Annotated in this window: 9 protein-coding genes; 6 read left to right on the forward strand and 3 right to left on the reverse strand. The window is 68.2% G+C overall.

Annotated features, from left to right (window positions below; translation table 11 throughout):
• The first annotated feature begins 523 nt into the window (after positions 1 to 523).
• The 6 genes from CBQ26_RS01530 (at position 524) to CBQ26_RS01555 (ending at position 9,458) form a co-directional block, all read left to right on the forward strand.
• The gene (locus CBQ26_RS01530) at positions 524 to 2,002 is read left to right on the forward strand and encodes a replication initiator protein A (protein WP_088246852.1); all 1,479 of its coding nucleotides are present in this window, start codon (positions 524 to 526) and stop codon (positions 2,000 to 2,002) included.
• A 512-nt stretch (positions 2,003 to 2,514) separates the two neighbouring features.
• Positions 2,515 to 3,492: a LacI family DNA-binding transcriptional regulator gene (locus tag CBQ26_RS01535; protein ID WP_088246853.1), complete on the forward strand. Its 978-nt coding sequence runs from the start codon at positions 2,515 to 2,517 to the stop codon at positions 3,490 to 3,492.
• The gene (locus CBQ26_RS01540; RefSeq protein WP_088246854.1) at positions 3,489 to 4,730 is read left to right on the forward strand and encodes an extracellular solute-binding protein; all 1,242 of its coding nucleotides are present in this window, start codon (positions 3,489 to 3,491) and stop codon (positions 4,728 to 4,730) included. Before CBQ26_RS01535 ends, CBQ26_RS01540 begins: the two co-directional genes overlap by 4 nt.
• 129 nt (positions 4,731 to 4,859) lie before the next feature.
• Positions 4,860 to 5,954, forward strand: coding sequence for a carbohydrate ABC transporter permease (locus tag CBQ26_RS01545; protein ID WP_088246855.1), 1,095 nt, complete (start codon positions 4,860 to 4,862; stop codon positions 5,952 to 5,954).
• Complete coding sequence (locus tag CBQ26_RS01550) at positions 5,951 to 7,471, forward strand: carbohydrate ABC transporter permease (RefSeq protein WP_088246856.1); 1,521 nt, start codon at positions 5,951 to 5,953, stop codon at positions 7,469 to 7,471. Before CBQ26_RS01545 ends, CBQ26_RS01550 begins: the two co-directional genes overlap by 4 nt.
• 73 nt (positions 7,472 to 7,544) lie before the next feature.
• Positions 7,545 to 9,458 (forward strand): glycogen debranching N-terminal domain-containing protein, encoded by a 1,914-nt coding sequence (locus tag CBQ26_RS01555; protein ID WP_088246857.1) that lies wholly within the window; start codon positions 7,545 to 7,547, stop codon positions 9,456 to 9,458.
• Between the two features lie 195 nt (positions 9,459 to 9,653).
• Here the strand turns inward: CBQ26_RS01555 and CBQ26_RS01560 are convergent, their stop codons facing one another.
• The 3 genes from CBQ26_RS01560 to CBQ26_RS01570 form a co-directional block, all read right to left on the reverse strand.
• Positions 9,654 to 11,156: a SulP family inorganic anion transporter gene (locus tag CBQ26_RS01560; protein WP_088246858.1), complete on the reverse strand. Its 1,503-nt coding sequence runs from the start codon at positions 11,154 to 11,156 to the stop codon at positions 9,654 to 9,656.
• A 314-nt stretch (positions 11,157 to 11,470) separates the two neighbouring features.
• Positions 11,471 to 12,046: a DUF6428 family protein gene (locus CBQ26_RS01565; protein WP_088246859.1), complete on the reverse strand. Its 576-nt coding sequence runs from the start codon at positions 12,044 to 12,046 to the stop codon at positions 11,471 to 11,473.
• A gap of 40 nt (positions 12,047 to 12,086) precedes the next feature.
• Positions 12,087 to 12,407: an ArsR/SmtB family transcription factor gene (locus CBQ26_RS01570; protein WP_088246860.1), complete on the reverse strand. Its 321-nt coding sequence runs from the start codon at positions 12,405 to 12,407 to the stop codon at positions 12,087 to 12,089.
• Between the last annotated feature and the right edge of the window lie 6 nt (positions 12,408 to 12,413).

The raw sequence follows: 12,413 nt of genomic DNA on the forward strand, positions 1-12,413 counted from the left end.
GTAGTCCTGGCGGCAGCGGGCCCGATTTACTCGGCTTTTTGAGCAGGTTATCCACAGGCAAAACCCGATTTACTCGGCAGGTTGGCATTTCGAAGGCGTATGAGACTCCCGATTTACTCGGCTTTTTCGGCAGGTTGTCCACAGACAAAGCCCGATTTACTCGGCAGGTTCAGTGGTTGATAGACCGGGTCAAAGCCCGATTTACTCGGCAGGTTTGTCTGCCAAAAGCCCGATTTACTCGGCAGAACTACCGATTTACTCGGCAGCTTCAGCAGAGTTATCCACAGAAAAAGCCCGATTTACTCGGCATGTTAGGTTGAAAAATGCCGTCTGGCACGCAGGCGGCCCCCACTCCCTTGTTGTTGTTGTTAACAACATTTTTTTAATCTTTTAAAAACAAACAAAAACAACCAACAACAAGGGGAGTCGAACCTGCCCCGATCCGTTCCTCCTCACCAGTGCGCCCCGGGTTCCTGAATCTGGTGTGACTGACTGGTAGAGTGCACCCTGAGGACTTCCCGATATGCCACGCCCCCGCAAAAAAGTGACGGTTCACCCCCAGCGTCCCGCTGAGATCACGCGCTTCGACGAGGCAAACTCCGCGCGTTTGGGTCTGATCTGTGTGCAGGAACGCATTCCCAGCGATTACACCCGCTGGGACCACGAATGGACGGTCGAGGACCGCACCGCCCGCCTGACCTGCATCTCACCCAGCGAGTACGGGGGAGTTCCGCACGGCCTGGACGGCGATTTCGCGACCACCCTGAATCTGATGTACCTCGAACAGGGCTCACCGGATTCCGGGGAAGTGAACACCACTGCGTATCAGCTGCTCAGCAAATCCGGTTTCCCGGACAGCGGCCAGTACTACCAGGCCCTTCAGGAATCCCTGGACCGCCTCAAGGGCGCCACGTACGCCGCCAGTGAATCCTGGCGTGACAAACGCTATGACCGCTGGACGACCGTCAAATTCAACATCATCGAACAGATTGACGCGGACACGGCGGGCGGTCTGGCGTTCGGGTCAGGCACGCTGCTGCGCATCCGGCTGGCGCGGCCCGTGGTGCAGAGCCTGCGGGCGCAGTACGTCAAGCCGCTGGACATGACCTTCGTGCAGAGCCTCAACCGGTCACTGACCCGCAGCCTGTACCGCATCCTGGACGCCCGCCGGTACGATCCGGTGCACCTGAGTGAACCGGTGACAGTCCTGCACATTCCGCTTCAGCAGTGGGCGCGGGAGTGCAAGCTGCTGGAGACCATGCCCGCCCGCATCAGGCGCAACCTGGAAGGCGCGCATCAGGAACTGATTGACCGGGGGTACCTGCGCAGCGTCACATACGAGGGCACACGCCTGAGCACCGCCATCGTGTATGAATTCGGCGACGTGCAGGTCAATCCGCCGGCCCCCGAACCGAGCCTGCAGGTGATCGCGGACTCGCCGCTGGTCGAGGCGCTGTGCCGCGAGGGTGTGGTGCTCCCTGTGGCGCGCAAACTGGTGCATCAGTACGGCGAACTGCACGTCACGACCCGTCTGGAGGCCTTCCAGTCGCTGCTGAGCAGCGGGTACTCTCCCAAGAAACGCTCGGCGCTGCTGGTCGACGTGATCAAGGACGAGGACGGCAAGTACACGGGGGTGGTGCAGGATCTGCCTGCTCTGACCGGGAAGCTGGAAACGCAGACGCCGGTGGGAGAGCGGCCCAGTCGAACGAAGAAGGCGGCAGGTGCGCCGTCCACGGAACTCGATGAGTTGACCGAGCGGATGAACTCGGAGTTCAATGCCCTGCCGCGCGACGAGCAGGCGGCGCGCGCCCTGACGCAGGTGCGGATGTTCGTGGGGCGTGAGCTGCGCGAACATCATCTGCGGGGTCTGATGGCCGCCATGCTGTCCGGTGAGGCCGATCCGCTGGAGGTGCAGCGGGAAGTGATCCGCGCGGCGAGTGAACTGCGCCTGCCGGAATTCGCGCAGCGGCTCCGCGAAGCGCACGAGCCTGGGAACGGATAGTCGCGGATGCCTGACCGTGCGTTGGCCCTGTCAGGGTCTGTGCGGCGCTGTCAGGCCACTGAAGGTCTTCTAGGCTCAGGTCTGATGAAGGGGTCGGGAGAGGGGTTTGCAGGGACCTTAACGGGCCTTACAGCGCCGCTCTGGTGCACTGAGGTTGGATATGAATTCACCCGTGTCGGCTGCGGCCATCTCCTCTGACCAAATCGAGGTCGCAAGTGCTCTCCTGTTGGTCTGCTGCTTCCCACTGAACTCCTTGCCCGGGGGAGCGTCCGTCTGAACTGAGCGAGCCGGCTGTGAGCGGGGATTGACACAGGGCGGGGCGGGTGCCACAGTGGTTTTGTAACCGCTTACATTCCTCGGGCCGCCGGGCCCGGACGTCCTTCCGGTCTGGTGCACCGGATTGCGGAGGGCGATGTTGTTCGCACTGCTGTTGTAACCGGTTACAAGAAAGTCGAGTCCACCCGTCCACACACCCCTCCCCGCCACGCGGCAAAGGTCGGCACAATCACTCCATGAACCCAGGCACCCGGACCACCATCGACGACATCGCCCGCGAAGCCGGCGTCAGCAAGGGCACGGTCAGCCGCGTCCTGAACGGTCACCCGACCGTCGCCGACCGCACCCGCGCCCGCGTGCAGGCCGTCATGGCCCGCCTGGACTACGCCCCCGACCCCGCCGCGCGGCACCTCAGCTGGCGCACCGGCCAGACCCTCGGCCTGTCCCTCGACCGCGACGACCCCCTGCTGCACCCCTACCACGTGCTGCTGCGCCGCGCCCTGGAAAGCCAGACCGCCCCGCAGGGCGTGCAGCTCGTGGACCTGCGCGCCGACCTGACCCGCATGGCCCGGCTGCCCAGCGCCGTCCTGGTTATGCACGCCGTCGAGGGCGACCCCCGACCCGCCTACCTGCGTTCACGCGGCGTGCCCTGCGTCCTGATCGGGCATCAGCCCGGCGAGTTCTGGGTCGCGCCGGAGGACGTGGGCGGCGCCCGCCTCGCCACCGAGCACCTGATCCGCGCCGGACACCGCCAGCTGGCCTTCCTGGGACACGGCCACAGTCAGGTCGCCCAGGACCGCGAACGCGGCTGCCGCGACAGCGCCCACGCCGCCGGGCTGGACGTGCAGGCCATCACCAGCGACTTCACGGTCCTCGGCGGGTACCGCGCCGTCCGACGCGCCTGGGAGAACGGCACGCGCTTCACCGGCCTGTTCGCCCAGAGCGACGAGAGTGCCGCCGGGGCCGTCGCCGCCCTCGAGGACCTGGGCGTGGACGTGCCCGGTCAGGTCAGCGTGGTCGGTTTCGACGGCCTGCCGGAACTGCCCATCCGCCAGACGCTCACGACCGTCGCGCAGGACATTCCCCGCATCGCCGCCACCGCCCTGGCCCTCGTGCAGGACGCCATCGGCGGCCAGCCCGCCAGGGGCGAATTCATTCCCGTGCAGCTTCTTCCCGGCGCGACCGTCGCGCCGCCCCCCGGAGGCACCCCATGAACGCACCCCGACGCACCCTGCTCGGCCTGACCCTCGCCGCCTGTGCCGCCCTGGGCAGCGCCCACGCGCAGACGACCATCAAGATCAACGGGTACGGCGGCACCGACCCGGCCGTCGTCGGCGACCTGATCAACCGCTTCGTGAAACCCGCCCTCGCCAAGGACCGCATCACGGTCGTGTACGAACCCCTGCAGGGCGACTACAACAAGTCCCTGACCACCCTGCTGGCCGCCGGGAACGCCGGGGACGTGTTCTACCTGCCGGCCGAGACACTCGACGGCTTCGTCGCTACCGGCAAGGTCCTGCCACTGAACGGTCTCGTGAACACCAGCCCGTTCATCAAGAGCCTGAACGCGGCCTTCACGCGCGGCGGACGCCTGTACGGCGTCGCCAAGGACTTCAATACCCTGACCCTGGTGTACAACCGCTCGCTGTTCGACGAGGCCGGCGTGAAATACCCCGACGGCACCGACACCTGGGCGACCCTGCAGACCAAACTGACCACCCTGAAGCAGAAGCTCGGGCCGGACTACGCCGGGATCTGCCTGCAACCCAACTGGGACCGCTTCGGGGCCTTCGCGTTCGCGACCGGCTGGACGCAGTTCGACAGTAAGGGCCGCACCAACCTCGCCGACCCGCGCTTCGCGGAAGTGTTCAACTTCTACACCGGACTGGCCCGCAACAAGGTCGGCGTCCAGCCCAGCGAGGTCAGCGAAGGCTGGACCGGCGGCTGCCTGAAAACCGGGAAGGTCGCCGTGGGCATCGAGGGCAACTGGGTCGTGAACTTCCTGCGCGACAACGCCCCCAACCTGAAGTTCGGCACGGCCCTGATGCCCAAGAACACGAAGACCGGCCAGCGCGGCAACTTCCTGTACACCGTCGGCTGGGCCATCAACAGCGGCACCAAGAACCGCGCGGCGTCCCTGAAAGTCCTGAACATCCTGACCAGCCCACAGGTGCAGCAGTACGTCCTGGAACAGGGCCTCGCCATTCCCAGCCGCACCGCGCTGACCAGCAACGCGTACTTCAGGAAGACCGACCCCGGCGCGCAGAACAGCCGCCTCGTGTTCGACGGAGCCGACGACGGGAACGTCCGCGCCTTCACGTTCGGCCCGCAGGGTGCCGACTGGAGCAAACCCATCAACGAGGCGCTCGCCGCCGTCCTGAGCGGCCAGAAGAGCGCGGCCGACGCCCTGAAGAAGGCGCAGGCGGACATGAACACCTTCCAGAAACGCTGACTTCCGGGGCATTGATGCGCTGATGCGGCGTGGCGGGAGGGCTCTCCCCTGCCCGCCGCGCTCCGCCCGTTCTTCTTCCTGCCCGGTCCCGGCCCTGCCGGGCGCCGGCACCCCCCTGGAGGGCCTGCCATGCTCCGACGAGGCCAGACGCCCGCCGCGCTGCTGTTTCTCGCGCCGTTCCTGATCACCACCGCCGTCTTCTTCTTCTATGCGTTCGGGCGGGCCATCTACTACTCGTTCACGGACTTCAACCTGTTCAACGATCCGCGCTTGATCGGCGTGAAACCGTACGCGGACGTGCTGGGCGACCCGTCGTTCCGGCGGGCGCTGGCGAACAGTCTGGTGTTCGCGGTCATCACCACCACGTTGCAGACCGTGGGCGCGCTGCTGATGGCCGTCGCTCTGAACACCCGCATCCGCGGCATGGGCTTCTTCCGTTCGGCGTGGTACATGCCGTCCATCACGAGCAGCGTGGTGATCACGCTGATCTTCCTGTGGCTGTTCCAGCGGCGCGGCGTGGCGAACTACCTGATCACGCAGTGGCAGGCGTTCCAGCCGCTGATCCTGACCTTCCTGGGCGTGCTGGCCGCCGCGCAGGTCGCGCAGGTGCTGTGGGAACGTTCGCGGCGACTGCCGGCCGGCTGGCTGGACCCGGCGCTGGCCGCCACGAGTGCGCTGCTGGCGGTGGCCGTGACGGCCGCGCTCGCCTGGACGGGCGTGGTCGCGGCGCGCGAGGTGCCGCCCTTCGACTACCAGTACTTCGCGGACCGCTGGATCAGCGTGGGCGGCGTGCGCGTGCTGAGCGTGCCGATGCTGGTCGTGATCATCCAGAACACCTTCACGACCATTCCCACCCTGATGCTGTTCTTCCTGGCGGGGTTGCAGAACATTCCCGGCGCGCTGTACGAGGCGGCCGATATCGACGGCGCGACCCCCTGGCAGAAACTCACGCGGGTGACGGTGCCCATGCTGCGGCCCGTGACGTTCTACGTGATCACGGTCGGACGGATCGGGACCATGCAGATGTTCGATCAGGTGGCCGTGATCGGCAGCGCCGCGCCGGGCGACACGCTGATCACGCTGGCGTACTACGTGTACTCGAACACCTTCAAGGCCGGGGCCGCGCCCGTGAACATGGCGTCGGCCGGGGCGATCATCCTGGCGCTGATCATTCTGGTGATGGTGGCCGCGCAGCGCCGCTTCTTCCCGTCGGAGGCCCCATGACCGCCCCCGCTCCGGTCAGACCCGCCGTGCGGGAACGCTGGCTGGCCCGGCGCCGCTGGGCGCGCGCCGCGTGGCTGTACGCGTTCATGCTCGTCATGAGCTTCTTCTTCCTGGGGCCGTTCGTGACCGGCCTGCTCAGCAGCCTCAAGGACAACCCCAACGAGTACCCGCCCACCCTGAACATCCCGCAATTGACGCCCGCCGTGATCGGGCACGCCTGGGCGCTGGGCGTGCAGGGCAGCGGCGACGGCTGGCAGGGCGGCCTGCACCCCGGCCGGACCGTCACCTTCGAGGTGCAGGTGCAGTCCCCGCCCGGCGCGCCGCAGGACCCCCCCGCCGTCACGCTGTTCCCGTACCAGCCGGTCAGTCTGGTCGCCGTGGCGCGGCAGGCGCAGGCGCGCGACTACGCCACCCTGGACACCCGCGAGGTGGCCCGCAGCGGCGACACCCGCACGTACCGCGTGACGGTCCGCAGTCCGCTGCTGACCCGCCAGACCGGCGAGACCGTCCGCGCCACCCTGACCGAACCCGACGCGGACCTGCGCGCCCGCCTGGGCAACGGGCAGACCGTCCCCGTGCGCCTGGATACCCCGCAGGCGCAGGAGCGGCAATACGAACTGAACGCCGGGCAGACCGTGGAACTCACGCGCGGCCCCGCCGGGTACACCCTGCGCGGCCCGGTGTTCGAACGCACGCCGCTGCAGGTGGACGTGCAGCGCGGCCAGAGCATCGTGGGCAGCACCCTGCCGCCCAGCGACCGGCAGGACTTCGGGCGGTCCTTCGCGTTCCGGAACGTCACGCCGGGCGTGCTGGGCTACACCTTCAACAACTACCGCCGGGCGTTCCGGGAGACGGCGGACCCCGCCTCGGGCCGCAGCCTGTTTTTCTCGTGGGTGCTGAACTCGTTCCTGTACGCCTTCCTGCGGGTCGCGGCGGCCGTGGTGTTCTGCTCGCTGGCCGGGTACGCCCTGGCCCGCATGACCTTTCCGGGCCGCAACCTGATCTTCCTGGTGGCCGTGCTGTTCGTGCAGATGGTGCCCAGTCAGGTGAACCTGGTCAGCAACTACGTGCTGCTCAAGGACCTGGGCCTGCTGAACCTGTGGGGCCTGTGGCTCAACGGATTGGTCGCGGCGGGCGGCGTGTTCCTGATGAAGCAGTTCTTCGAGGGGATGCCGCGCGAACTGGAGGAATCCGCCGCCATCGACGGCGCGGGACCGCTCACGACCTTCTTCCGGGTGATGCTGCCGCAGGCCGGGCCGGCCCTGATCGCACTGTCCATCACGCAGTTTCAGGGTGCCTGGAACGACTTCTTCTGGCCGCTGGTGATCCTGCGGGACAACGCCAGTTTCACGCTGACGGTGGGCCTGTCGAACTTCCGGGAACTGTACGGCGGGCAGGGCGACTACGGCCTGATCCTGGCCGGCGCGGTCCTGAGCGCCATTCCGGTGATCGTGCTGTTCGTGGTGTTCCAGCGGTACTTCGTGGACACCGGGGCCGACAGCGCCGTCAAGGGCTGACCGGCCCACCCCTCCCCCGCCCCTCCCGCCCCGGCGCCTCCCCGCTCCGACTCTTCACCGAAGGATTCCCACCATGCTGAACACCCGCACCGTCCTGAAAGAAAATGACCTGTACCTCGTCGGGGACGCCCACTACCGCGTCGAGGACGGCGAGAGCGGCCTGTACCGCCGCGACACCCGCGTCCTGTCCCGCTACGAGTGGCGACTGGACGGCGAGACGCCCCAGACGCTCGTGCAACACGAGCACGGCCCGTACTGGCTGCACCAGCAGAGCGCGAACGCGAACGTGGGCTACACCATGCGCGTCGGCCTGCGCCGCGACCTGCAACTGACCGCCACCGAACTGCGCGACACGCTGCGCGTCACCCGCTACCTGGGAGACGGCCCGCACGAACTGCGGCTGCACCTAAACGCCGATTACCTCGACATGTTCGAGGTGCGCGGCTGGCCCGGCGAACTGGGCGCGCGGGACGTGCAGGTGCGCCCCACCACGGACGGCGTGGACTTCGAGCATACCGCCCTGGACGGCCTGCGCAGCCGCACCCGCGTGCGCACCAGCCTGCCCGCCCGCTGGGAGGACGGGGCGCTCGTCTGGACCCTCACGGACGCGCAGACGGACGTGCGCGTCAGCGTCTACCCCCTGCAGGGCGACGAGACGCCCACCCCCGGCGACCCGGACGCCCTGCACGCCGAGTACGCCCGCCTGAACGCTCAGGTCCGCGCGGACCTCACCCTGCCGGACCCGCAGGACCAGCGGATTCTGGAGCGCAGCGTCGCGGACCTGCGCAGCCTGAGCTTCGAAACCGCTTTCGGGGCGTTCCCGGCGGCGGGCCTGCCGTGGTTCGTCGCGCCGTTCGGGCGGGACTCCATGCTGATCGCCCTGATGGTCCACCGTCACCTGCCGCAGCTGGCGCTGACCGTCGCGCGGTTTCTCGCGGCGCACCAGGGGCAGCGGCACGACCCAGTCACGCTGGAGCAGCCGGGCAAGATCCTGCACGAGATGCGCGTCGGGGAACTGACGCGGCTGGGCCGCACGCCGCACCGCCCGTACTACGCGACCGCCGACGCCACGCCGCTGTTCGTGTGGCTGATTGGGGAACTCTCGGAGACGCACCCGGACCTTGCGCGGGAACTGCGCCCCCACTGGGAGGCCGCCCTGAACTGGCTGCTGACCGACGGCGACCCGGACGGGGACGGCTTCATCGAGTACACCCCGGACCCCGGCGGCATCACGAACGCCGTGTGGAAGGACAGCAGCGACAGCACCTTCACCGAGGACGGCCAGGACGTCAGCGGGCACGTGGCCGTCATCGAGGTGCAGGGGTACGCGTACGCCGCCTACCGCGCCGCCGCCCGCCTGTACCGCACGCTGGGCGAGCCGGAACGCGCCCCCGAGTGGGAGGACCGCGCCGCGCAGCTTCAGCGGGCCTTCCAGGCGGCCTTCTGGTGGCCGGAACGCGGGTACTACGTGCACGGCCTGAACGGCGACAAGCGGCCCCTGCGGGTGCTGGTCAGCAACGCCGCGCACACCCTGTGTACCGGCATCATCGCCCCGGAATTCGCCGCGCAGGTCGCCCGCACCGCGCTGGGCGCGGAACTCTGGAGCGGCTGGGGCATCCGCACGCTGGGCAGCGGGGAGCCGCGTTTCAATCCGGTGTCGTACCACAACGGCAGCGTCTGGCCGCACGACACCGCCCTGGCGGCGCTGGGCATGGCCCGCCTGGGCCTGCACGCCGAGGCGGCGCAGGTCACCCGCGCGCTGTTCGACGCGGCCCGCGCCGCCCCGGACGGCCGCCTGAGCGAACTGTTCGCCGGATTCCCCCGCGAGGACGGCACCCCGCCCGTCCCGTACCCCGCCGCGTGCCACCCGCAGGGCTGGGACGCCGCCATTCCACTCGCACTGGCCGGACTCCTTCAGGCCCCCGCCGCGACTGAAACGGATGCCCGGCATCGGGCCGGCACCCTGGCGCCCCTTTGCGGACCGTGAACGAAACAGACGGACCGGTCCCCTCCCGATCCGTCTGCGTCACCTGCAGGGAGGGGATCATACGGACTCCGATTGAATGGGCTGCAAAGACCGTTCAATCCGAGCGAAGCGAGTGGGAGCAAAACGGGTTCCGGACGTGGAGCCGGCAGGGGCGGTGAAGTTCCGGATTGTCGGCGAAACAAACGGCAGTCCGTATCAGTGACCGGCGCTGCGGTCCAGGGCGCCGGGTTTGTCATGCACGGCCAGCCGGTCGATCAGGGTGGCGGACGCCCCGTTCAGGCCGATCAGTTCGGCGGGCGTGCCCAGGCGCCTGAATTTCAACATGACCTTGTCGAGCGCGCCGACCGCTGAGCCGTCCCAGAAGTGCGCGTCCGTCAGGTCGATCACGACGCGGCGGGCAGGCTGCGTGAAGTCGAACTGGTGCAGGAAGTCGTGCGTACTGACGAAGAACAGCTGGCCCTGCACGCGGTAGGTGCGGGTGCCGTCGGCGCTGTCGGTGTGCGTCACCTGCGAGAGTTGCGAGACCTTGCGCGCGAAGAACAGGGCGCTGAGAATCACGCCGACCAGCACGCCCCGGCTGAGGTCGTGCGTGAGGACGGTCACGGCGACGGTGGCCAGCATGACGATGCTCTCGCTCTTCGGGAAGACGGTCAGGCTTTTCAGGCTGCTCCAGTCGAAGGTGCCGACCGAGACGACGATCATCACCGCGACCAGCGCCGCCATCGGGATCTGTACCAGCAGCGGTTGCAGCAGCAGGATCAGCACGAGCAGGAACGCGCCTGCCACGAAGGTCGAGAGTCGGCCGCGCCCGCCGTTGGAGACGTTGATCATGCTCTGGCCGATCATGGCGCAGCCCGCCATCCCGCCGAAGAAGCCGGTCACGATGTTCGCCACGCCCTGCCCGCGGGATTCCGCGTTCTTGTCGCTGGTCGTGTCGGTCCGCTCGTCGATGAGCTGCGCGGTCAGCAGGCTCTCGAGAATGCCGACCAGGGCCAGCGTGAGCGCCACGGGCGTGATGATGCCCAGCGTTTCGAGGGTCAGGGGCACCTGCGGGAAGCTGAAGGGTGGCAGGGCGGTGGGCAGGGTGCCCATGTCGCCCACAGTTTTCACGTCGGCTCCCGTGAAGACCGCCACCAGGGTCAGGGCCACGATGGCGACCAGGGCACTCGGAATGGCCCTGAACACGCGGGGCAGCAGGTAGATGATCGCCAGGCCGGCAGCGACCATCGCGTACATCTGCCAGTTCGCGCCCACGAACTGGGGCAGTTGCGCCATGAAAATCAGAATGGCCAGCGCGTTGACGAAGCCCACCATGACGCTGCGCGGAATGAACTTGAGGTAGCGCGCCAGCCGCGCCCAGCCGAACATCATCTGGAACACGCCGGTCAGGACGGTCGCCGCGAACAGGTACTCGAGGCCGTGATCCCGGACCAGACCGGTCATCAGCAGGGCCATGGCGCCGGTCGCGGCGCTGATCATGCCGGGCCGCCCACCCAGGAACGCGGTGACGATCGCGATGATGAACGACGCGTACAGACCCACCTGGGGGTCCACGCCGGCAATGATCGAGAAGGCGATCGCTTCGGGGATCAGGGCGAGCGCCACGACGATCCCGGCCAGGATGTCCCGGCGGGGATTGCCGAACCATTCGCGCCTGTACTGCGCGAGGTCGAATCTTGAAACGGGACTTGCGGTCATATGCACCTCAGGGGTGCCGTGACAACTGCCGGCAGGGGCAGCGCCCCACCGGGAAGGGCCGCCGGGATGGGCCCTGGGTTTCAGTTATCGTCGGGGGCGTCACTCAAAGTGGGACGCCGCGCCCGCGGCTTCCGGAGTATGCCGCATGAAGGACCACACGGCAACCGCCGGGATGGGGGCGCCTGTCCCGGCGGTTGCCGCTGTGCCGCTGCCCTTCTGCTCGGCCGGTTCCGTTCACTCGCTCCGCCCGGGCACGGGCCGGGCCTCAGGAAAGCGTGGAGTGGTGGCCGTTCAGCGGTGGGTGGCGGCCGCGTTCAGCGGAGCGAGATGGGAGCCTGCGGGCCGCAGCAGCCGCTGCCGGGCTCGCAGGCGTCGGTGATGTCCGGGGCATCGGTGCTGTCCGGGGCGGGCAGGCCGCAGAGTTCACCGGCCTTGCACTGCACGCCGGGGGTGCGCAGGTGCATGATCAGCCGCTCCGGTCGGCTTTCGAGGTGACTGACGTGGTACTGAAGGGCGGGCGCGCGGTCGTTGCCGTACTCAAAGCGCAGTTCGGCCCCGTCGCGCACGGGGATGTGCCGGACCACGCGGTCGTAGATGGCCAGGAACTTGCGGTTGGTCATGAATCCGGCCTGCGCCTCGGCGGCGGTACCGTTCATCAGCTGGATGACGGTTTCCCGCCAGAGGTTGGCCCGTCCGCCGCAGTCCATCGCCTCGATGGTGACGGCCTTGACCTCGGTGACGTGGTAGCCGGCGGGCACGAGCACCTCGCCGTTCAGCCAGAATTCCAGTGGGCGCTGGGGCTGGGCGCGCAGGTCGCGGATCAGGGCGGCGGTGGTCTGTTCGGTCAGGCCAGGGATCGGCTGGGCGGTGGGCTGGGTGGTCTGGGTCATGGCGTTCTCCCTTGGGTTGGGGGCGGCTGGGGGGTGGCGGTCAGGCGGCGTCCCGGTGTGGCGCGGCGGCCAGCAGCGCGCCGATGGCGGTGCGGGCCAGGTGCAGTCCGTGGGCGCTGAGGGCGTAGTAGGTCCAGCGGCCGCGTTTCTGCGCTGTGACCAGTCCGGCCTCGACAAGCAGTTTCATGTGGTGGCTGGTGGTGGGCTGGCTGAGGCCCAGCATGGCCTGGACGTCGCAGGTGCACACGCCCTGCCCGGTCGAGCAGCAGGTGGCGTCGGCGGTCGCCAGGAAGTGCAGGGCCCGCAGGCGGTGCACGTCACCCAGCGCCCGGAACACGGCGGCCGTTCCATCGAAATCCATGGATGC

Source organism: Deinococcus indicus, assembly GCF_002198095.1.
Classification (GTDB): Bacteria; Deinococcota; Deinococci; order Deinococcales; family Deinococcaceae; genus Deinococcus; species Deinococcus caeni.